Below are 23,471 nucleotides of genomic sequence, written 5' to 3'. Positions count from 1 at the left end.
TCTTTGCACCTCCTTAGTATAAAATGGAAACAAGAAAAATAAAAAAACGGTAAAACACTTTTAACTGCGTTTTACCGCTTTTAGAACCAAAAAAAGACAACCTTAATACACCTATATTAATGTTGCCTTTTTGGGTACAATTCACCTTTAAATTTTCACCGGCAGAAATGTCCGGCAATCACTGACCCCCCTGCTCCTCGCATGAGGCCATTGCTGCCACCCGTAATACGGACCCGCATTCTGTTGCGGCGTTGGACAGCTCGGGTAATCTAGTTACCCACAACAAAACTTTATATTTACAGTATACCACTTATTCTGTTTTTTGCAATAGCTTTTTGCGATGTTGTTATTATTCTGTGATATTAGTGGTGACTGTTCAGTTGTCATTATGCATAGGCGAAGGTGACGTTTAGCCTCAAATCAATTTTGCAGAGCATATCTGATAAAAGTTAGCAAAGCTTTGGACCAAAGTTTCCCAGCGTAATTTTTCTAAAGCACTAAATAGGTGGGCTTTCTCGACGCGGCCTTCGTAAAAACGCCGGTTTCCTTTCAGGTGCTTTGTAATTATGCGTAAACACATCGTTTGAATTATCTATTATCCTAAAAGGTGAACCAATACCCATATAACCGATGATATTAGGAATATAAGATTGATTGTCTATTGCTAACACAGCTTGCTCCCAAGTTATTTTGTCTTGTCTGAGCAACTCGTTAACTAAATTATTGGTAAGATTAGAACCTTCGTTGTTTACGGTTTCAATGGCTTCTAACACCCTATCCTTAGTGGTATATACCGTATAAATATTGTATCCATCGTCAATAAAACTGTTATATGCATCAGGAGGTGTAAAATTAGTCTGTGCTATAACATAACCATCGTTTACTTTAAGCAGTGGATAAAATGATGATTGAGCAAGTAGTTGCTTATCAAAATCATTTGCAGCATCGCTTTTAAACAGCGAAATGTTTTTTACAAACAACCTGTGTTGAGATGCAGCTACTGCAATCATCAGCTGTTCTTCGGTAACAACATTGTTTTCCAAAAGAACATCTCCAAGCCGTTTATTCTCTTTGTGGGATAGCATTAACATCTCCTTCAAAGTTTTTGGAGCGATATATTGTTTTTCCAGGAGCACATCGCCTATATTGCGATAATAACGATGCAAAATATTCTTATCCAAAAACTCATGCTCGGTCTTGTTCCACTGCCTTTTCGTTTTCTTTCTACCTTTACTATTGCCTAAGATAGCCCATTGCCATGCGTATAATGTAGCCGATAGATTTATTATATTACCCCAGATTAAGCGAATTGGCATAAATGGTGGGAGAAGGCACGCAAAAATCACGCTTTTAAAACCATATACATTGTTTATAGCAATTGCTCTCATCGTTTGGCGGTATATCATCATAAATGTTAAAAAGATGCATAGCTGTCCCGAAAATGTATTGACAGGGTACATAACAGGAATTGATGTGAAAAACGAAAGGATAAAATAAACAAAAACGAAATAGCCAGGCAATACTAACAAATTCACGAATTTAGCTTTTAAGTCCCTGTACAACGTATAACTTTCAGTGACATTTAAATTGCCGCGGCCTACCCCAAATATATCAGAAAGTTTTATGGATTGCATGGTAATACCATAAATCCATCGTGTCTTTTGACGTACTGCCGCTCTAAATTTGTTAGGAAACATGCTCCGAGTAGCAATATAATCCCATCTTAAAGCACCATTGTCTAATAATCTTATAACCTTTTCCAAAACATAGTGAACGTGAAAGCCATCCTCAGCTAATTTTATAGAAAGTTTATAATCCTCAGTTAAACTATCTTCCGGGAACAAAGGTTGATTTTCGTAGTAATCCAGTATCTCATGTGAAAGCACAAAACCAGTGCCTGCCGAGGGAACCACGGCCACCATCGAGTCCCTCATCCTCATAATTCTAAAATGATTCTCGGCAAATTCGTCGGCATAAGTACCCGACGTCATGCCGGAGAAAAAATTCTTCCAATTTGGCATCCTTTGTAATGGAAACACCGGAAATTGTAAAGCGCTGTATTCTTCTATCAAAAAATTAGTCATCTTCAACTCATACGGATGGACGACATCCTCAGAATCATGTATTGTGATAGCGCTAAAACGATAATCATGATCCAATTCAAATTGGCGAATATATGATATCACATTATTTAAGTTTTGCGCTTTCGACGTAGGGCCTGGAAGCACATTTATCACAGTATGAACATTTTGATATTTTTGCCCTAACGCATCAGCTACCGCCGTAGTGGCCTCGTCGTTTGGATATACGCCGATAAATATATGATACATAGAACGTGGATAATGCATCGTTGCTATCAAGTTGTCGATTACCGGTTCCAGAACTTTTTCTTCATGCAGCGCAGCTATGACGATAGCTAAAAGTTTGGGAGGTTGGCTGTCGAGCTTTTCCAGCGCTATCCGCTTCGACCGCAAATTTATTTTTCTCCAATTTATAAAACAAATGATGTCCCATATAATATCATCGATATTAAAAATCGTGAAGGTCAGGGCAATAATCAAGCCAACAACATATAGAACCGATTCCATTGTTTCCCACCATACTTTCTATTTTAAGCATTGGCAGAGGTTTCTCTATGCCAGCCTACCGCTATCATTTACCTTATTCTTCAAAAGATGATGATTCGAACTTAAGCGCGTTGCAATTTTCGCTGACTGTGCGTATCACATTGTCGGGTATGCCGTCATCGACTTCCACGTCTATATCCAGCTTTATCCTTACTTTAGCGCCGGGTATAACATTTAGGTGCTGTACTATTTCCTCGGCTATCTTTCCGGCATGGCTGCCCAAGCGCATGGGATCAAGAGCCACAGTGCCGTAAAATCTCCTAATTTTTTTCTTACGTGGCGGTGGTTCCACTATAGCTGTGTTACCTGACGCCACGCCACCTGACGTATGTCCTTCGTTTACGTTGCTTCCTCCATCTTGTGGCGGCTCATATACCGGTGGTTGCGATACACTTGCTTCTTCTTTAGCTTTTTCGGCCTCTATTTGAGCTTCGGCGGCTTCCGGCCTCACCAGGTATCCGTTTATATCCACATACATAAGCGGCTTTTTATACCGCAGACCCATATACCTTCCATCGTCTGTATAGCCCTCTGCATAGGCAAAATATCTATCATCCGAAGCTACTCCTTCAGTTATGGCGTTTAAAAGCACATTTGCGTTTTTGAGCCGCGGCATGTAGCAGTACGTGCACATGGCCTCCCATACCTTTCTTATCTGCACATGCTGCTGGCCTTTCCAAAACCAATTGTCCAGCTCCATCCTCAGCCTTATGCCTGACCATTTGGTAATCAACGCTTCTTTTTGTATCATCTTTTTAGACGCTCTAGCCACATAGCTTTCGTCATAGCCGCTTATTCGTTCTATCTCAAGCGTTATTGGATCGGTGCCTTCCTGCACAGGTATGAGAAGCCAGCAATACGCCTCCTGCAAACGCACATTCACCGCGCTGTCGCCGCGTTTTACGCTGTTTTCAACCTCTCTTTTCTGTCCCATGTCCAAATTTAACATTTCAGCGTCATCCAATATTGACCTCCATGCCAGATAATGCTTAACATCTTCTATGAGTGCCACTCTAGCGTCGCTATCGGCAGCCACAAACGCTAACATATTCTTATAAATTCTCGGCGCATTGCCTCTATTATCTATTATATTCATAGCATAATCAACAGCTTGGCCGTCGTTTCTCCGATAAGGGCAGGATATGGGTAGCACTACCAGGCGAGCCTCCTGTTCATCCGGCACGTCCAGCGACGATGACGGGCATGCATGGACAGCGGCGAAATCGCCGCGTTCGCGTATAGCCTTTATACGCCGTTCTATTTCCTCTTCGGCCCTGGACGTCGGTATCTGACCAGCCCTATCCTCCGCGGTTTTCTTAAGTGTCGGACGCGTGTCATACCAAAACCTCAGGTCATATGAATCACTATAAAGATAAGACAATTTGCGCTGCAGGTGCGCCAAAGCATCGTTGAACACCGCTATCTGCTCGTCGGGCTGCATTACCCCGAGATGTATCCTTGATATCTCTATGCCCCTATTGTGCTGCTCACGAGAGGAAGGCGCGCTGCCCAGCATAATGGTCCTGGCCACGCGGCGCGCTGCCATATACTTGGAAAAACGAGGGTTTTCCTTGTCTATCTTATACGGCTCGGAATTGGGTCCGTCTATCTCTTTATCTACGACGGCATCCCAGCCATCGCCCAGGTATTTTGTCAGTTCATCCCTGACTGAAGGGTTGTCCAAAGCTATAGAGCCCGGCATTATCATAAGGCCGTTGTCATTTTTCATCCATAAATCGTGTATAACAGCGGCCATAAGGCGCAATACACCGCGCGTGCGCTGGAAATGTTCCAGCGTCGCCCAATCGCCGTACAGCCTGTCGAATACCTCGGGGTGGATGGGATAGCACGCTTTCATGCGCTCTAAATAGGTGATTTCTTTACACTCGGGCGGAAAATCGGAGGGGTTGGCATTGTACATCTCGCTAAAAGCCCGGCATACTTTATCCAAACCGGCTTCGTCCTGTGGCTTTAGGAATAATCTTCTCCTTACTATCTCAAAGCCTTCGCTGGCCGTTATTGGCTTCCATACAGCCTCCACGCGCCCAAAGACGTGCTCTATGGCCTCCAGCGCTATTCTGCCGCCGCCCTCGCCTATCTCTATATTAGACTCCGGTATGGACACCACGACGACGCTGTTTTTACTGGCGCGCACCGCTTCGCTCAATTCCTGTATAAACGTTATGAGGTTATCGAACGTACCGGCCGGCAATTTATCGCTCACACCGTAAAGCTTTTTGGCATATGCCACCAATTCGTCTATCAGCACAAGGCACGGTCCACAAGCGTCAAAAAGCTGGCGCAGCGCTTGAGAGCCGGGCGATACTCCCTTTTTATCAGCCTCTTTCACGTATTCATAAAGCGACATATCGCCGGCCTGTTCAGCCAATTGGGCCGCCATCTCGCCCCAAAGCGTGTTTATGCTTATGCCGGAGTATTTTGGTGGGCGACGCGTTTTGGTAGGATCCAACGCCGTTCCGACCAATACGGCCACATTGGTCTTCACGACCGATGATAAGCCGGCTTTATCGAGAACGCTTCTTACACCCATAAGACTCTCAGCCGATACCGTGCCGCGCAGCAAATGGTACAGCGCCAGCATGCTATGCGTCTTGCCGCCGCCGAAAGCTGTTTTGAGCTGTATGACAGGCTCGCCGCCCTTGCCTGACACGCGCTTCAATACCTGTACCAATAGGCCGGACAAGCCCTCGGTTATATATGTGCGCGCGAAGAATTCTACCGGTTCTTTATACTCTATAGCGCCTTCGCCATGTACTACCTGCGCTAAATCAGCGGCAAACTCTGCATTTTTGTAACGTCCCTGCGCCACGTCCGGATGTGGCATTATGACATAGCGCCAAGGTGGCAGGCCATTATCATAATCAGGCTGCATGGCCGCAATCGGTGGCTGCTGCACAGCCGCAGTGGTGGAGGCTTCGGCTGTACCATAGCGCACCTGCCGCGCCAGAGCCCTTATTTCCTCTGTGCTCTCATCATCTATGTGCTCGGCCAATCTGGCCATGGTATCCAGCGCTCGCCATGTATAATCCTCATCGAAGTCCTGGCTGCCGGCATGCGCCCATTTATTCCTTATACCGATTAATTCCTTTATCCAGTTGCGGTGGTCTATGGTAAGCTTGCGCTTGAATACCGTATTCCAGTTGGCATCCATAAGTATGAGGCAGCGCTGTATGTCCAGCGAATCGACCAGCTCGCTCCATTCGCCGCTTTCGGGCAAGTCTTTTTTTTGGTCATCCCACAGCACATCCAACACGCCCTCCTTCCACCAGTTATCAGCGTATTGGCGTTGCAATTCGCGCGCCACATACGGCGCCAGCGCTTTGACAAGGCATCTGAAGCCTTGACCTATCATGTCTATGTTCTCACCCATAATAACACTCCCATCTATATGGATATCTGCTCTATCTTACGTTTGTCAGCGGCCTTGGATTGTATGGACGGCCAGCTTACTACCAGCGCGTTATACGCATACGCTTCGGCACTCCATCCTTTGCGATCAGCTATCATGTAAAGCCTGTATGCCAGCGACCTGGCATTCTCAGCCGTCTCGGCAGATATCCTCGCCGCTATCGAAGCGGCGCCATCCTCACCGTTTTTCTCCAAGGCGCGCGCCATCTGCTGAACGCACATCCACACCATGCCCTTGGCATCGTTGTGCAGTTCATCCCATGGTTTCAATTCGTCGCGCCTGAGCAATCTCACCTTGCCCTTCGAAGAAGCCAACACGTCGAGCGCTGCCAGCTTATCCACCGATGTGTTCTTGGCGCGCGACAGCACATCGGCCTGACCGTAATCGGCCTCGTTCATGCCGAACTGCTCATACCAGGCGGTGCAAAAGCGGCTGTGCGCGTCCATTTCGCCCTCCTGAGAAGCCATATATGCATCCAGCTCCTGATTTATGAGCTGGAGTGCAGAACGCACCGTCATAGGCGTACCGTCGGCCTCCAATACAGCGCTGTAGCGCGAGAACACGCCCATGCCCGGCCCTATGGCGGCCTGGGCCAGATCCACCGGCGGTATATTGCCGCTCTGCATATCCGACAGGGCAGCGCTCAGCTCCCTGTGCAACGCTGATATAAATTGGCGGCGCGATGCGGGCGGAGCATCCTCCGGGCGCTTGCGGCACACAAGCACTATAGACGATGCTAAGGCGTTCGTCCCATTGGCTACTGGCCTTCCCTTTCTTTCTGTTCTCATGGGCCATGTGCCGGTTATAGCAAAGCCCGCGCTTATAAGGCCGGTCAGCATGGTTTCCCAGCCTGTAGAGGCGTGCAGTATATCGGCATGCTCACCGTCGCCGTCAGCCTCAGCCTCGCTCTGCTTGAAGGCATAGTATATGGTGACGGGATACTCGTCCGACGCCGCCTCCCTTATATTCTTAAACACCCTTATCAATCCGTCTTCAAAGAAGCGACGCGCCTTGTCCCTATCGCCTTCGAAATGATAGGGCGTGGCCACCAGCTCCTGGGCCTTGGGCACCATGACGGTGGAGAAAAGCTCGGGATAAACATCCTTAAGAGAACGCCTGAGCCATATATAGAAAAAATCCGAAAGATCGGAGTAGCCTATATTATCGTAATACGGAGGATCCGTGGATATGACAAAGCCTTTGCCGAAAGGCATGCCCTTCATGGCGTCGTTTTGCACGGCGCGCCCTTCTATGCCCGGTACTACATTTTTCAAAAACCTGACGCACCACTCTACACAGCTTAGGAAATTGCCTGTAGAGCGGCAGAATGGGTTGGCTTCAGCGTAATCCCAAACCATAGGTATAGCCTGCCTCCCAAATGTATGAGCTATAGTATCCCTATCAATAACCCACGTACATATGCTTGAGCAATAATCGGACAGCTTGTCTACCGCAAAGGCGAGATAAACGCCTATAGCATCAGCATACGCCTTGGCTGAAGCCTCGTCCATGCCGGTCGCCTCTGCATCATGCGCGGCCTTTGTCCGGGCCTCGGCTATAAGATCGCAGAATGTCGTCAGCGCTGTGAGTTGACGCGAGGTGAAAAGGTCTGCATATTTCGTCATGCCATAAAGTGGTACGTTTACCCTTGCCTTCCCAAATAACTCGCCTTCAGGTTCCCACTGAGGCACAGCATCATAGGCAGCCTCTTGCTTACCGTATTCGGGCGGCAGATAGATCCTTCCGTTTTTGCCCTCGGCCACCACAGCCATAAGCTGCGCTCCCATGCGGCCGGCCTTGGCCTCGGCACGCACATAGTCTAGACCGACGGGCATGCCGCACGCGGCGCACCTGGCGCCGCGCCTGTCCACAGTGCCATCGGGCACATCGCCCTTGCCTTTATGCACTTTATATACTATGGTTTTGGCCGTCCTGTCCGCCACAGGCTCTATCCATGCCTCTTTGCCTTTTTTCTTGGACAACCAGAATTCACTGGTCAAGGGCATCTCGCAGCCGCAGGCCGGATTTGGGCATTTGACAGTACGCGCCCATATCCAGGCTATGGCCGATGCTTTTCCTCCGCCGTATTCAGCAGGCAGGTCTATCTCGGGATAGAATTTTCCTATGCGCTCGTACGCCTCGTCGCGCATCCAGCGTCCGTAATAGGCCACATCCTCGGCTAAACCCGATGCGCCCTTGATTTTAGCATCATTGCCCAGCTTAGCCCTCGCTTGCGGGTTTATGGGCGGCATGCCGGAGAATCGCGCTGGTATCTCTATCATGGCCTTTGTTATGAGCACGGCCACAGGGTTCAAGTCGCCCGCATATGCCTTAAGGCCTAATCTCTGGGCCTCGAATGGTATCGACCCGCCGCCGCAGAAAGGGTCCAATACGGGCGGCAATTCATTAACCGCGTATTTTTCTATTTCCCCGCGCGCTTGGACTAACAGAGCCTCGTTGCCGGCGTTCTCCCATTTAACCAGTTTCTCTATAATATCGAAAAGGCGTTGCCGCTCTTTATCCTGCATCTCTTCAGTCGGAAATAGCTCCGGATGCTCCGAAGGGTCGTCGACCAGCGATGCGAACAATACTGCTCGCGCCGTAGCCAACGGCTTTCTGGACCACCACAGATGGAGTGTGGACGGGTGGCCGTGGCGTATGGATTTCTCGCGCGCCGATTCTTTATTTATAGCCTCAAGCGGCAATGACACCTCTATGAGCTTTCTTTTATAATCCAAATAAATGTACCTCCTCGAAATATACGCTTTCGCCTGCAGCCATGAGCTGCTTTATATCATAATTGACGCTGGTAGCCGCAAAGTCCGGTTCATACTTAAACGGCACCTTTATATAACGCACAGCGGCCTTTTGGCCATCAACCTCCACAAGTGCCAGTATATAATCGTCCGGCTTATTGAGCGCCGTTAATATCTCATTTTTTGTCACGGTTACAGTATCGGAACCGGCCGTCCGGCCTTTTACCTCTATAAAGCGCAAGCCGCCGCCTTTTGCCCTCGATTCTATATCATAGCCGCATTTATCGGCGCTTACATCCCGCGGCTCGAAACCATTTCGGCGTTCCACCGCCATGACGGCTTGCATAGCAGCCCTCTCTATATCATCGGTATCGCGCGCAAATGTAGCGGGTTCTTCTCCTTTCAGCATGGCGGCCGGTATGATCAACGCACCTCCTATTATAACCGGCGGCAGCGGTGAAAGCCGCTTCTCCTGCTCCAGCTCCTGCATACGCTTTTGCAGGCGCCCTGCCAGCTCGTCGGCGCGCTGCGCTGCCTTCTCGTAATTAAGCCCGGCGTTTGGCTTGCCGGCCTGCTCTTGCTCTTTGAACTCCTGCGCCCGCCTGTCCCAATAGGTTATCTCTTTGGTCAGCCGATCTCTTACAGCGGCCATAGTCTTATCTACCAGTTCGACCTTTCTATTTCTAACCTCTTCAAAATGCTCAGGTACAAGCCGGCTCACGGCGTACTGCACAGCTATATCCTCTATATCGCCTTTAAGCCAGCCCATATTATCCAATATCCGCTGTGCTTCAGGCATCTCGCTATCCTTTAATGCCCGGTAATCGAGATAAGGTGCATAACCGGCATTGCGGCATCCACCGCTGCTATCCATTTCCACGAAGTGAACGCGTTTTGATACCAGCCTTCTCTTGCCATTGGCATCGGTGCGCCCGTCTTGTATGGCATGCTCTATATAAAACAGCAGCCTCGGCTCGGCCACGCCCGTTTCATCGACTAGTATTGCGCCGCGCTTTAATATATCGGCATTGCGCTCCATGATAAGGCTTATGACGGCATCGAGCAGCGGGTGACCAGGGCATATAAGCTCCGCGACAGATTTGCCCTGCACGTTTATAAGGGTTTTCTCGAAGCATACCCGCTCGTATTTGCTGAGCACCGGTTGCCTTGTGCCTATAGCCCTATCGCGATTGCGTATTTCAGCCGGCACGAATGTTATTTCGTAGCGCCCTCTTTCCTTCTGCCTTATCCTTCCGCCAAGATAGGTAAAAGCCTCCAAAAAAAATGATTCTATGAAATGGGGCTGAAGGCGGCGCGCATCGGCGCGCTCCATTTCCTCCTTAACCTCCATCACCTTGGAAACATCCATTACATCCCTGACCAGCGCCTGCTCTTCAAAAAGCTTTCTCAGATATTGTGTATCCAAGGCGTTTTCCACTACCCTGGTGAGCCGCTCTCTCACATCCGGTCTGTCGCCATAGCGTATAGCCTCTATTAGCAGATCTTTAAGCGGTTTATCATCGAAGGTTATCTTACCAAGTATATCGAAAACCCTGCCTCCCGGTGCCTTGCGCTCCTCCTCCAGCTTATTGAGAAGACAGCGGAATACATCGCCTTCGCGCGTCTCATCGGCTACGAGGTTCCAGCAGTGGCATACCTCGGTCTGGCCTATCCTGTGTATGCGGCCAAAGCGCTGCTCCAATCTGTTCGGATTCCATGGCAGGTCATAATTTATCATGAGGTGAGCGCGTTGCAGGTTTATACCCTCGCCCGCAGCATCGGTGGCCACCAATATGCGCACATCTTTATCCTGCGTAAAGCGTTCCTGCGCTTTTCGGCGTTCTTCCCGCAGCATGCCGCCGTGTATGTTTACCACAGCATCGGCATTGCCGAGAAGTGTACGTATTTTTTCGGTCAGATAATTGAGCGTGTCCCTGTGTTCGGTAAATATTATGAGCTTTTCGCGCCTATTTTCAGCATCGAACATATGGGCGTCCTGCTGAAGCAACGCGGACAGCTCATCCCATTTCCTGTCGTGCCCGCTGCGTTTTACATCGTACGCCATGGCCTCAAGTGTTTTAAGCCTATCTATTTCGGCCTCCAGCTCGGCTATGGTACGAGCGGCGGTAGCCTGGTCTACCACTGCTTCTTCGACAGCCTGTACCTCGGCATCAGGCGCGTCTTCCATATCCTCGATCTCATCCTGCGTCAATAAAATAGAGTCCGACTCCACAGCATCGGCGCCGCGCTTCATTATGCGTTCTTCTCTCAGGCGTTTCTCCAGTCGTTCGCGCCTTCTTCTGAGCGACTGATATATGGCTTCGGGCGACGACGCCAGCCTGCGCTGCAGCGCGGTAAGCGCGAAGCCCACCGTACCCTTGCGCCCTTCATTGTTCAAGGCATCGGCCCTATTGAATTCCTCGCGTACATAATCGGTCACTTCTTTATACAGCGCAGCCTCTTGATCCGACAGCTTATAATTTACGGTATAAGCTATGCGCTCGGGGAAAAGCGGTGTGCCGTCGAATTTGAGCAAATCCTCTTTCACCAAACGGCGCATCATATCAGACACGTCGACATTATGATAGCCATCGCGAAATTTGCCTTCAAACCTGTCGCCATCCAGCAGAGCCATAAATAGCTGGAAATCCTCTTCTTTGCCGTTATGCGGCGTGGCCGTCAAAAGCAAAAAATTCCTGGTTATTTTTGATAAAAGCTGGCCTAATTTATACCTTTTTGTGTACTTCCTCTCGCCTCCGAAAAATGTAGCCGACATCTTATGGGCCTCGTCGCATATTATGAGATCCCAGTCGGTTACGGCCAGCCTGTTTTGTATATCCTCATCTCTTGCCAGTTTATCCAACCTGGCTATACAAAGCGGCACCTCCAGAAAAATATTTCCGCTCCGCGCTGCTTCTATCCGGTCATTGGTTATTATCTCAAAAGGTAGATTGAATTTGCTGCTCATTTCATCCTGCCACTGCTCGGCCAGGTTGCCAGGCACCACTATAAGGCAGCGTGCCAGATCTCCCCTTACTAACAATTCCTTGATGAGCAGGCCGGCCATTATGGTTTTGCCAGAACCCGGGTCGTCGGCCAACAAAAAGCGCAGAGGCTGACGCTTGAGCATCTCGTCATATACTGCCGTTATCTGATGCGGCAATGGCTCTATCATAGAGGTATGCACTGCAAGATATGGGTCAAACAGATAAGCCAATCTTATTCTATAGGCCTCCGATGTTAGCCTCAGCATCTCTCCATCAGCCGTAAAGCTCCATGGCAAGCCCTTTTGTACCACCTCTATAGTCGGCTCCTTATCTCTGAAAAGCAACTCATTGCCCACATTGCCGGCGTTATCTTTATAGGTAAGCTCTACAGCAACATTGCCTACCCATTTAGCGTCTATAACCGTGACATTCGAATCAGCCAGTATACCTTTGAGCACCGTTCCCGCTCTTAGTTCTTCTAATTTAGCCATAACAATTTCTCTCGACTCCCATACTTATAGCTATCCTATCATTTTAAGATAAATGAGCGTTTTGGTCTCTTCCATCGCTTTAGACACAAAAACTAAATTTATTATATCATATGCATGGGATATAATAAACGCAGATTAAGAAATAAGTAAGAGAAAATAATGTTAGTGAACGATGATTTTTCTGCTGAACAAGCCAAGTTATATAGATAACATTTACCCAATAGTAGGCCGTAGTTTTCTAATGAATCTTCTAATTAGAAGGTAAAGAGCGTATAAAATTATGAAGTATATAAAGAATATGAATGCTGTGAAATAGCGAGCTAAAGGGGCTCAACGTATAAGGCGACGCGGTTAAAAATAATCGATATGCTCTTTGTAATCAGCAGGTTAGCGGTTCAAGTCCGCTCGCCAGCTCCAGTATTTAAGCATGTCGCAGGGTTTGGGATGTTCTCCCAAACCCTGCGACATGTATGCGAAAATTTGCCGGATACGCTGTCTATACATAAACAGGATAATGTGGCTATATAATAGGTATTTTGCTATAAAAAAGGGAGTGTCGCAAAACACTATTTAAGTGTTAGCGACACTCCCTTTTTTGGATAAATAATAAAAAGATTAGGGTATCAAAAGTATTGATCTAAAGTTACCAATATTTCCTCTCCCTATGCCAATTTGTAGTAGAATATAGGTAGTAGAAATCGATTTAAGGGCGGTGTAACACATGGCTTTTACTACCAATGATTATCAACAATGCAGCATGACTGACAGTTTCTATTACCTAAGCGAGGGAACTAAAAAGTTCATCGAAAACTCCTGGGCAAAAGGATTTGCAGATATTATTTTCTCAGCAATTATTGATTTAGAAAGGAAGAAATGGAGTCTATGACAGATGCCTTTGTAGATTTTGCAAAGCTAAACCGAAGTATGAAGCGTATAGACAGTATCATGATATCCTCAAATTGCAGGAAGATATACCGCCTTGAAATCATATATAGCTGTGTTGCAAATATGGTAAAAGCCATACACTGTACCGGTGAAGATGAACTTCTGGCCGGGCTTATTCATTACATCGATGAAGATGATAGGAACAACACCATCTACCGTGCATTGGATTTAAAATAGGGGCAATCAATGCCAAGAAAGTGATGGCAATGGTCTAATCCTATACCAAACATATCTTATCCTATGTCATTTTATAAAAATGGGCACCGAAAGCTTCGGCAAGGAAATAATGAAAGACAGAATAATATCACGCAGCGCTTCCTCCGGTGTGCGGCTTGGCTGCGATTCAGTACTCCTTCTTCTTAGATACCGCTCAATGATCTTTACCTTTTCTGCTGCTTCAATTTTACTTTTTCTGGACATAAAATACCCCCAAGTAGATTTTTATATTTTAGTGTCTTACTTGAGGGTATCATATCATTTCATATCTCTTTTTGAAGAAGGGGGTTATGAGCCTTTCTTCAGGCAATGTCTAAGCAGGGTATCCTATAAATAAAGCCGGGAAACAGGAACTCGTCAAAATAGGTGAGGCATTATGCCTCGCTATTTTTATATACAAAGTGTATATACTATTTTAAAGTACGTTATTTTTGAATCATTTGTAAAACTTCGCTCTCTAATTGCTCGCTGTTATAAATTGTATAGCCACCCTTATCAGCGCTTTCGTAAACGACATTGACATCTCCAAGTATAATATGCATTACCTTATTGTCAGCGATAGCGTCAATTTCAATTTCGCCGACCGTTATCTGATGCGGAGCAAAAGAATGCGGAAGTTTGCTTCGATTGTATGTACTGATCAATTGTGCCAATTTGTTACAATCTATCTGGCTGGTAACGTCATCATAATCATATTTTGAGTTAGCAATGCTTACTCGGTAAATTTGTAGATTATCTTTATTATTTATAATGGGAGCTGGGAGTGAAAAATATATTGCAGCACTAACAATAAGACATAATATGATTCCTATGATAATTACCTTTTTCTTCATGGGTTTACCTCCTATATATTATTAAATATCCGCTGTTCAAAACCGCTCTATGAATTAAATGTTATAGTTTTTTGCTATGCTTTCCATGGTTTGATGCGAAGTCAAAACACATTAATTATGATACTACAATGGGATGTAAATTTAAAGACTTAAATATATTGAACTATTTGCGATGTATACATTTTTTCTCTCAAGGGAAAACATATTAGCCTCATTAATCTCAATAGAGCCAGATTTTTATCCCATTATATCTGCGTATTTGCCTTTTATTACCTTAACCTGTATCCTATACCACCTTTTTGTTCGTTATAACCCTAAAAATGGGCATACTCTACCTCCTCTCACAACTTTCATTTTTGCCTGTGGATAATAGTATGGAAATCTTACATCCTGTGGATTATTTATGTTTTTTAAGCGCTCTTAACCAGACTCCTCATCTTGTCCATTGGCCCTTCTTTTATCCTACCAACGGCCATAGCCAGCATCACACATAATGCCAAGCCGCACCTTGTGCTCATCTTCTTTTGACTACGTATATAGTGTTTCTCAAACCCAAAGGATGCACCTATCCTACTGTTTACATGCTCTACTGTGGTCCGCTTGTTATATTCCCTCTTCCGTTTATAACTCGAACGATCTATAAGCGTAAGCATCCTCCTGTCTCCTTCAAGCGATACCTTTATCTCTTGCATTACTGAACAGCCTTCCATATATTCACACTCAATAATACATTTATCAGTTTGCTGTCATCGTATTCTTTATCTGCTGTTAAAACTTCGCATTTGTCTATTATCGTTTCGTTATGTTTTTGATCTAACGATTCTATAAGCTTATGAGCTTCTTTTACATCAAATACTGAAGCTATGATTACTTCAAAGCATCCTAGCAGCTCATTAAAAACAATGGTCAATATCAGAGGGATCTGTTTTTTATAAGCTCATATTTGGTGTATTCTTATTTAGAAAATTTTTTCAAAAAGAAGGAATTTTACTATTTATGTCGTATATAAGAATTATAAAGACATCTATGTTGTAAGTTAAGTGTAAAGAGTACTTTCGAAAACCAACTGGGAATTCAACAAATTCCCAGCACGAGCTATAGAGCATCAAAACAATGGTTGACGAAAGGTTAAAGCCCAATATGGTATGCCATATATTGGCATAATTGTACATTGACAATCTTATAATTGCGTGACTGACTCAAAAATAAGTCGAAAAGGGCATAGCAAAGCTAACCTGCCTAATATAGGCAGATTTTGGCATTAGATTTATCGCTTTACGGTTTATGCCTATATGCTGTTTACGCTGCTATAACTCCATTCTCCAGCAGGTCAATGATACTGAAACCGGTAACTTTAAGCTATGCGTCTAAGTGGCTGTTTATCGCAGCCATAGTGGCCAAAGCAAATATCATCTTAGAACTTCTGCTACCGTAGGCTTCGATATCATAATCGATAAACAACCTCTTGTTGTTTCTCTCGGCAGTGGTACGCCTCTTGTACCTCTTGCGAAAAGCCTTGCTGTCACGGTGTACCGGCGGATAAAGCCTTAAATCATCCCCAGGTTTAAGATAAACGGTTCTGCCATAAGGTGAATCAGTACATTTACAAGGGCTATCAATACCTTTGTAAGCGAACCAACAACAGTACTTGATGCCCTTAGGATGCGAATAACCGCAGTTTTGATAAGAGATGCCGGCAGGGCAAATGGGATTACCCTTATCATCAAGGCATAAAACACCTGATGGCAGCTCACCCGATGACTTAGCCTTGGCATTAGAATCAAGCGATATGAACGGAGTGATATTCCAGCTATGGAGAAGCTCATAAGTCGGATAATTATCCATAGCTCCGTCAGCCATAACCTCAGCGATACGAATATTAGGATAAAGCTCTCTTACCTCAGATAGAGCGAAAATGCATAACACACTATCATGGCGAGAAGCCTGACCCATGCGAAGATAAACAGGGGGATCATAAGGGCTGTCAGCCGCGACAACGCAGAAGAGATTATCGCCGTAGTACCACTGTTCACGATAGCTATCCCAACCCAAGCGAGCATCAGGATCAGAATAACGCCTGGGGCACTTACAATCATAAATACCACGGGATTTGCAATCGCAGACCTTGGTACCTCTGGGATTAGCGCCAGAATAAAAAGGAGTACCATCCGCCGCTACAACAAAACTCTGAGGATTGCCCAAGATGCCTAACTTCATTGAATCATCGACGACGGCACGTGCAAGGAGGCGTTGGAGCACACGTTTGGGATGATACTTAGGTAAGCCATCTTTTATAGCCAGTTTAACCAACTTAGCGACAACGCCTGAATGCTTAGACGGTTGTTTCTGACCGGCTTTAAGCTTACGTCGAGGCTTTGATTTAAAAGGCCTAAGCTTTTTAATGCGAGCCGAGCTATTAAGAGGAGAGAGCCACAAACGATTGATAAAATCGTAATAAGAAGCAACACCGCAAGCCGTATCCGAATCGAGGCCGCATATAGAGCGGAGAATAGGATCAGAGGCTGCAGTATCAGCCCATTGAGAAATACTATCAGCCTTTTGATCGGGCATAAGGACCAAAGGACGGATAATGGCCTGCTGATTCTTAGCGGGTCTGCTGGTGGCAGAATACAGACCCTCGATGATAGGGTAGACCTTAATCGAGGTCAAGCAGGTACAATTTGGAGATAGAACCCTCCAAAGCGACTAGCTAATCCCTGTCGGTATTCAAAATCCAGGTAAAACAGACAACAGATACTGCTGATAATCAGCATGAGAGATCTAGTCACGCAACATAACAAAACCCCTAACAAATAAAAGTAAAAATATATAAATGTCTATCTGCAATTCGTAATATGCATTACTTATGCTTATAATAAAAAGTTCGTATAAGTTACGAATTGCAGATACCTATTTAGTTTCTTTATATTTGTAACTAGAAAGGAATATACTTATGATTAGCAAAAATAAAAATTTATTGGTTATTATTCTCATTCTTGTAATTATATCGTTAATCATTTCATTAGCCTTTAATATTTTTTCCCACCTAAAATTAACAAACATAGATAATTATTTTTCTCCGAAAGTTTATGAAGAAACTCTTAAATTTTCAACATCAGCATTAAAAACAGACAAAATGTTAGATGACTCTTTAAAAAATAAACAAATTACAATCGTAAATGCAAATATTTTAGGGAACGAATTTTTCAATCAAGCTATGAATATGGATGATTTAAGTCGTATATATGCATATTATGCAATAAAGGATAGAGGTATTGGCAACTGTACGACAGTGGTTTTAGATAATTTCTCGGTATACATAAGTGCTCAGATATTGCACAGGATACCGGATACGTTTAATATTGCATATGATCAAAAGGGAGTTATTAAGTTAAGCGAAGATCAAATAACTAAATTCACTAAAATGAAAGATATAAATGATAAAATAGTTGAGATAACAAAAAAAGATGTAAAAGGGCTAACAGAATACACAATAAATAACAGCGATTTCACATCGTCAAATGCTGTACATAGTCCATTATGGGAAAAGCTGTTTGTTGATCTAACAAATTATTGCAATGCAATGCCACAATGGCCTAGGCCCCCTCTTGATTAATTTTAAAGGCTCGACTATAGGTGTGTTCCATATTTGGGTGGTAGTATAACTATGGCGCGGATTATGAACGGCCGTGGCATTATTTGGTAATAACACTTTGGAGGGTATAAATGCGAAAAATTAGTTTACTCGTATTAATGATCGTTATGCTTTTATCAGGCTGTGTGACGCATAATTCAAACAATAAAACACCGTCGCAGTCAAATAATACAAATTCAAATTCAAGCAACACAACTAATAACTCTGCTACTGAAGAAAAAATAGTTGAAAAAGACTATAGCGCCGTATTTGATAAGAAAAACGTGAAGACATTTTTAGCTGTGCTCGATGATGGGACTTTATGGTTGCCAGTTAAAATTTCTGACAAGGAAATATGCGGCTTTACCGCGGCGGTAAACAATAAACCGTCTAAAATTGTAATATATGATATCGCTACAGGGAAGAGCTCTACAGTGTGTACTCTGGAAGATCGCTATCAACCGGAATTTATACAATTCAATGATACATATATCTTATGGAGTGAATATATTCCATATGAAGATGGAGGAGAGCAAAAAGCCGTGCTTTTTAACCGGCATACGAACAAAATGCAAACATTGGGCGGAGAGCAAAACTCATCTTCCGGGGATATCCAAATAGCGCTTGGAAGCAATTATGCCTTATACTCTTGTGGAACAACCGATAAAAATGGGAATGTAAAGTTTTGCATATATTCTTATGACTTCAAAACCTCCAAAACAAGCTTGTTTAAAGAAGATGCAGCTATGCCTGTGATAGGCAATAATTTTGTGGCATGGCTTGGGCCATCAAAGGATAATCTAGCTTATAGCTATTTATACTATCAGGATATGACAAGCAATAAAGCCACGGTAATTTCGCCGCAGAATATGAATCCGCAGTATCTAGGTGCTTATGGCGATAATCTGGTTTTTAGCGGTAAAACCATAACCTCATCTGTAAAAGATATTGGGGCAGAGAATATATTAACCTTGTACCAAAAGGGTAAGCAAACTGTTATTGAGAAATCTAAAGGACATGATTATGAATTTCCTGATGTCAGCAATAACTATGTAAGCTGGGATGAAAATCGCAAAAAGCGAGTGTACAGCATAAATCAAAAGATTATAATTGATTTCCCCTCAGAGTATGGGCAGGCATATGTCTCGGACAAATATATCATGTGGTATACTGATGCAATCCCAAACGAATCCAAAGAGCAGGCAGCGAAAGACGGAATGTACAAGACAATCATCAATTTAATTGAGGTTCAATAAATAGCTAATAAAAAAGGCCTGAACTTGAGCAATAACAAGTTTTCAGGCCTAATAGCCTAATATAATATAGTTTTAATTTTCTAATGAATCTTCTAATTAGAAGGTAAAGAGCATATAAAATTATGAATTATATAAAGAATATAAATGCTGTAAAATAGCGAGCTAAAGGGGCTCAATGTATAAGGCGACGCGGTTAAAAATAATCGATATGCTCTTTGTAATCAGCAGGTTAGCGGTTCAAGTCCGCTCGCCAGCTCCAGTATTTTAGCATGTTGCAAGGCTTGGGATGTTCTCCCAAGCCTTATTTTGTATGCTCTAGCTGATTATTCAGTGTTGTTTCATAGGCTAATCGTTACCGTCGCCTATGCATAACAGCACCTGAATAGTCAGCAGGATCTTAACAGAATCTTTATACCTTCCAATAACATCTTCACACCTATTTTATATGAATCTCGCTATACTTTGTCTATAAAACACGGAGGTGTTATAAAAGCTATGTATATTATAATCGCAGGCTGCGGGAAGATCGGTTCCAATTTGGCGCTTTCGTTATCTCAGGAGAACCACGATGTGGTCGTAATAGATAACGATCCCAAGAAATTCGAGCAATTGGGATCCGGATTTAACGGCGTGGTAATTGCCGGCATACCGATCGATGAGGACGTGCTGCGCGGCGCCGGAATAGAACAGGCAGATGCGGTAGCGGCTGTGACGAACGACGATAATATGAATTTTATGATTTCGCAAATTGCGGATGAGTTATTCGGCGTGCCTACTGTAATCACGCGTTTGTATGATCCCGAAAGGGACAGGGTATTCGATAAAATGGGCTTGACGACCATCTGTCCGACAATGTTGGCGGTAGATAAGCTTAAAGATATGTTGATCCCGCAAAATGAACACGCAACCGTCAATCTAGGCGGCGTCAATATCTCGTTTCGATTGGTTAAACCGCCCAGGCAATTTATAGGTAGAAGCACTGCAACTTTGAGCAGCAGAAATATCTTCGGTGTTATAAGGAACGGAAGTTTCCTTTTTGCCAATGCCGACCCTATTATCCAGCCTGGCGACATGCTGATTATATCAGAATACATCGGTTGGGACGGTGACGCGGAATGTATATAATCATCATTGGCGGCGGTAAGGTCGGATATTATCTTGCCAAAACTTTGGCGCCCGAGCACCACAAGCTGGTATTGGTGGATGAAGATTATGACCTTTGCAAAAAGCTCGCGAGCGAGCTGAGCGGTTCGGGTATCGACTTGTTATATGGAGACGGTACAAACACCTATCTTATGAAGGACGCGGGGATTGAAAAAGCCGATATGCTGATCGCGGTAACCGGGTACGACCAAAATAATCTCGTCGCTTGCCAACTTGCAAAAAAGTATTTTGCCGTGCCGCATACCATCGCGCGCGTGAACAATCCTAAAAACATAAATGTGTTTAAACGCTTGGGCGTCGATTCTGTGGTCAGCAGTACGGCACGTATCGCGGAGATCATCGGGAAAGAAGTGGACTGGACGGATATCAACCGCGTGCTTATGGAAAAGGTAGGCGATGTCCGCATTCGGGAAGTCTCCGTAGCCGAAGGCTCTTTAGCGGAGGGAAAAAACATTGCGGAGATAGGCCTGCCTAAAGGAACGATAATCGCTTCCGTCATCCGAAAAAATAAAATCATCGTTCCCAACGGGCAGACTCAATTACTTGCAGGCGATGATATCATCGTGGTGGCTAACGAAGACGGTATAGAACATATTTACGATTATTTTTCCAAACGATGAGTGGAGGGCCAAAATGAAAAAAGTCTTTAACTATATTTGCGGTGTGACAGCGGAAATCGCATTTGTCGGCGTATTGATATTGATCGGTTTTGTGATATCGCTGCTTTTCACCATGTGAGGTATTTATGATAGAGAAACATGTTAGTTGGTGGTTGCCGATTTGCTATTATATCGGTATTATTATCATCGGCCTTGGGCTGATACAATATATACCGGCTGTTACGTCGGTGATCTACGCTGAATGGGATATATTTTTCGACTTTTTAATAAGCAGTTCGATCACGCTGCTTGTAGGCGGGAGTATGGTGCTGCTTGGAAGGCGATATCATGAGCAGCGCATGAACTGGGGCGATGGTATGGTTGTTACTGCCGGATCATGGTTTTTGGGAATGCTGATTTCCGCGCTTCCATACTATTTAAGCGGCAATTACAATTCTTATCTTGATTGCACCTTTGACGTGATGAGCGGGCTGACGACTACCGGTCTGACGCTTATACGGGATTTGGATCACGTTTCGAACGGTATCAATATGTGGAGACATTTGCTGACCTTTGTGGGCGGACAGGGTATGGTGGTTTTGGCGCTTACCTTTCTTGTCAAAGGAACGAGCGGCGCATATAAGATGTACGTCGGAGAAGGCAAGGACGAACATCTTATGCCCAACGCCATCAGCACGGCGAGGTATATCTGGCTGATCAGCCTCATCTATCTTTGCTTGGGTACGGTAACGTTGTGGATAGCCGGAATCATTGCGGGCCTTTCGGTGGATCGCGCATTTTTGCACGGATTATGGATATTCATGTCTGCGTGGAGCACGGGCGGTTTTGCGCCGATGTCACAAAGCATATTGTATTATCATAGCTCTATTTATGAAATCGCGACGATGATTTTCTTAACCATCGGATCATTTAACTTCGCATTGCATTACGCCGTACTGACAGGTAAAAGAGAGGAATTGAGGCGCGATATCGAGATCATCTCATTTACGGTGACACTGACCACGCTTACCATCATTACGACGCTTGGCCTGAAACAAAGCGGCTCATATGCAGATGCCATGTCCTTATTCCGCAAGGGCTTCTATCAGCTTATCTCCGCTCATACGACGACAGGCTTTATGACGATTTATGCCAAGCAGTTTTATTGTGAATGGGGGGATATCGCGCTGTTCGCGATTACCGTCGCCATGTTGTTCGGCGGCAACGCCTGTTCCACTGCCGGCGGATTCAAAGGCCTGCGCATCGGCATCATTTTTAATGCCTTTAAAAACGATATAAAGCAAATGGTATTGCCGGAATCCACGGTATCCGTCCAGAAAATACATCATATAAAGGACGTTATTTTAGAGGATAAAATGGTGCGCAGCGCCTTTCTGATCGTGACCGCGTATATTGCAACGTTTGCCTTTGGAACGCTGATCGGCATGTTGAGCGGGTATCCGTTCGGTATGGCCGCATTTGAATCGGCGAGCGCCACGGGAAACGTGGGCCTGAGCATCGGCCTGACTTCGGCATCTATGCCGGCCGTATTAAAGGTGACGTATATAATCATTTTGTGGGTAGGGCGGCTTGAATTCATGTCGGTACTCGCTTTAGGATTATACGTTGCTAGGAGGGTGAAAAAGGATGTATAAGGCGACAGCGGCAGCTCTGATACTGCTTCTATGCCTGTGGCCGATGATAGCCTTAGCCGATGGCGTAAAGGTATCCAGCAATGATTTGATCGATAAGGCGAAAGAATACGACGGCATGGAGGTCGTATATGCCGGCGAAGTAATAGGGGATATTCTGGATAGGGGCGATTACGTATGGATAAACGTATTCGATGGCGACAACGCGATAGGCATATGGGCCGAAAGCGACGAAGTTAAGGGCGTAAAATTCATCGGGAGATACGATGCGCGCGGGGACATCGTGAAAGTCACGGGTGTATTTCATCGCGCCTGTGAGGAACACGGCGGAGACTTCGATATACATGCGCAAAACGTTGAAATCGTCGCGCAGGGACACCCTGTCGCTCATGCGATTGACAGGCGGAAGGTAATATTAGCTATGGTTCTATTCGTAAGCGCTATAGTGTGTATGGTATTTGTCTTACGAAAAAATCAAGAGGATAAAACTGGTTATAAAGGAGGTAACCGATTATGAAAACTCAAAATAGTTGTTCTGATGCTTTTGCCGAGAGGATTTCAGCCGCGATCGATTCATTGAAAAACGACGATAGAAATGCGGCGCAAAAGATTATATCCGAGGCGCTTGTCTTGAACCCGGATGCGCCCGAACTGCATAACCTTCTGGGCATTCTCTCGGAAATAAAAGGCAACGACAACATCGCGCGCAAGCATTATAGGGCGGCGTACGCGCTGGACCCGACATATAAGCCGGCATGCAGAAATCTGGAGAGGATTACCGTATTCAAGTGGGGACTCCAAAGCCGCGATTTCGATTTCGGGGATACACAAACTTAAAACCCTTTACTTGTAGGGTATATGGCTATTATAATATTAAAAAG

Annotated in this window: 18 protein-coding genes; 9 read left to right on the top strand and 9 right to left on the bottom strand. The window is 45.0% G+C overall.

The features are described 5' to 3' along the window. Positions 1–497: 497 nt before the first annotated feature. The 4 genes from MAHAU_RS14265 to MAHAU_RS14250 all read right to left on the bottom strand — a co-directional run bounded on the left by MAHAU_RS14265 (position 498) and on the right by MAHAU_RS14250 (position 12,291). Positions 498–2,474: a glycosyltransferase gene (locus tag MAHAU_RS14265; RefSeq protein ID WP_281004388.1), complete on the bottom strand. Its 1,977-nt coding sequence runs from the start codon at positions 2,472–2,474 to the stop codon at positions 498–500. Positions 2,475–2,661: 187 nt separating this feature from the next. After that, a complete protein-coding gene (locus MAHAU_RS14260) occupies positions 2,662–6,018 on the bottom strand; it encodes a Swt1 family HEPN domain-containing protein (RefSeq protein WP_013782413.1) in 3,357 nt (1,118 codons plus the stop codon). Positions 6,019–6,032: 14 nt separating this feature from the next. Beyond that, the gene (locus MAHAU_RS14255; protein WP_013782412.1) at positions 6,033–8,795 is read right to left on the bottom strand and encodes a DUF1156 domain-containing protein; all 2,763 of its coding nucleotides are present in this window, start codon (positions 8,793–8,795) and stop codon (positions 6,033–6,035) included. Beyond that, positions 8,785–12,291: a helicase-related protein gene (locus MAHAU_RS14250; protein ID WP_013782411.1), complete on the bottom strand. Its 3,507-nt coding sequence runs from the start codon at positions 12,289–12,291 to the stop codon at positions 8,785–8,787. The genes MAHAU_RS14255 and MAHAU_RS14250 overlap by 11 nt, the downstream gene beginning before the upstream one ends. Before the next feature lie 721 nt (positions 12,292–13,012). Between MAHAU_RS14250 and MAHAU_RS15810 the strand changes: the two genes are divergently transcribed. Then, on the top strand, positions 13,013–13,177 hold the full coding sequence (locus MAHAU_RS15810) for a hypothetical protein (RefSeq protein WP_013782410.1): 165 nt from the start codon (positions 13,013–13,015) through the stop codon (positions 13,175–13,177). Continuing rightward, positions 13,174–13,413, top strand: coding sequence for a hypothetical protein (locus tag MAHAU_RS14245; RefSeq protein WP_013782409.1), 240 nt, complete (start codon positions 13,174–13,176; stop codon positions 13,411–13,413). Before MAHAU_RS15810 ends, MAHAU_RS14245 begins: the two co-directional genes overlap by 4 nt. 66 nt (positions 13,414–13,479) lie before the next feature. Here the strand turns inward: MAHAU_RS14245 and MAHAU_RS15805 are convergent, their stop codons facing one another. From MAHAU_RS15805 to MAHAU_RS14225, 5 genes are all read right to left on the bottom strand, one after another. Then, on the bottom strand, positions 13,480–13,656 hold the full coding sequence (locus MAHAU_RS15805; RefSeq protein ID WP_171804990.1) for a hypothetical protein: 177 nt from the start codon (positions 13,654–13,656) through the stop codon (positions 13,480–13,482). A 221-nt stretch (positions 13,657–13,877) separates the two neighbouring features. After that, entirely contained in the window at positions 13,878–14,285 is a 408-nt protein-coding gene (locus MAHAU_RS14240; RefSeq protein WP_013782408.1) for a hypothetical protein, read from the bottom strand. 410 nt (positions 14,286–14,695) lie between these two features. Beyond that, positions 14,696–14,977, bottom strand: coding sequence for a hypothetical protein (locus MAHAU_RS14235; RefSeq protein ID WP_041644185.1), 282 nt, complete (start codon positions 14,975–14,977; stop codon positions 14,696–14,698). After that, positions 14,977–15,195 (bottom strand): hypothetical protein, encoded by a 219-nt coding sequence (locus tag MAHAU_RS14230; RefSeq protein WP_041644184.1) that lies wholly within the window; start codon positions 15,193–15,195, stop codon positions 14,977–14,979. Before MAHAU_RS14230 ends, MAHAU_RS14235 begins: the two co-directional genes overlap by 1 nt. Positions 15,196–15,644: 449 nt before the next feature. Then, a complete protein-coding gene (locus MAHAU_RS14225; protein ID WP_148258444.1) occupies positions 15,645–16,856 on the bottom strand; it encodes a hypothetical protein in 1,212 nt (403 codons plus the stop codon). Positions 16,857–17,238: 382 nt separating this feature from the next. On the opposite strand from MAHAU_RS14225, the gene MAHAU_RS14220 reads away from it, so the two are divergent. The 7 genes from MAHAU_RS14220 (at position 17,239) to MAHAU_RS14190 (ending at position 23,427) form a co-directional block, all read left to right on the top strand. Next, positions 17,239–17,901, top strand: coding sequence for a hypothetical protein (locus MAHAU_RS14220; protein WP_013782406.1), 663 nt, complete (start codon positions 17,239–17,241; stop codon positions 17,899–17,901). 110 nt (positions 17,902–18,011) lie between these two features. Beyond that, positions 18,012–19,175, top strand: a complete 1,164-nt coding sequence (locus MAHAU_RS14215) for a hypothetical protein (RefSeq protein WP_013782405.1) — start codon at positions 18,012–18,014, stop codon at positions 19,173–19,175. A 495-nt stretch (positions 19,176–19,670) separates the two neighbouring features. After that, a complete protein-coding gene (locus MAHAU_RS14210) occupies positions 19,671–20,300 on the top strand; it encodes a potassium channel family protein (RefSeq protein WP_013782404.1) in 630 nt (209 codons plus the stop codon). Continuing rightward, positions 20,291–20,959, top strand: a complete 669-nt coding sequence (locus MAHAU_RS14205; RefSeq protein ID WP_013782403.1) for a potassium channel family protein — start codon at positions 20,291–20,293, stop codon at positions 20,957–20,959. Before MAHAU_RS14210 ends, MAHAU_RS14205 begins: the two co-directional genes overlap by 10 nt. 125 nt (positions 20,960–21,084) lie before the next feature. After that, positions 21,085–22,593 (top strand): TrkH family potassium uptake protein, encoded by a 1,509-nt coding sequence (locus MAHAU_RS14200; RefSeq protein ID WP_013782401.1) that lies wholly within the window; start codon positions 21,085–21,087, stop codon positions 22,591–22,593. Next, positions 22,586–23,107, top strand: a complete 522-nt coding sequence (locus tag MAHAU_RS14195; protein WP_013782400.1) for a hypothetical protein — start codon at positions 22,586–22,588, stop codon at positions 23,105–23,107. The genes MAHAU_RS14200 and MAHAU_RS14195 overlap by 8 nt, the downstream gene beginning before the upstream one ends. After that, the gene (locus MAHAU_RS14190; protein WP_013782399.1) at positions 23,104–23,427 is read left to right on the top strand and encodes a hypothetical protein; all 324 of its coding nucleotides are present in this window, start codon (positions 23,104–23,106) and stop codon (positions 23,425–23,427) included. The genes MAHAU_RS14195 and MAHAU_RS14190 overlap by 4 nt, the downstream gene beginning before the upstream one ends. The last annotated feature ends 44 nt before the right edge of the window (positions 23,428–23,471 follow it).

Origin of the sequence: Mahella australiensis 50-1 BON (genome assembly GCF_000213255.1) — a bacterium.
Taxonomy (GTDB): domain Bacteria; phylum Bacillota; class Clostridia; order Mahellales; family Mahellaceae; genus Mahella; species Mahella australiensis.
Note: the sequence above shows the minus strand (reverse complement) of the source record. Positions and strands in the feature narration are given on the sequence as shown.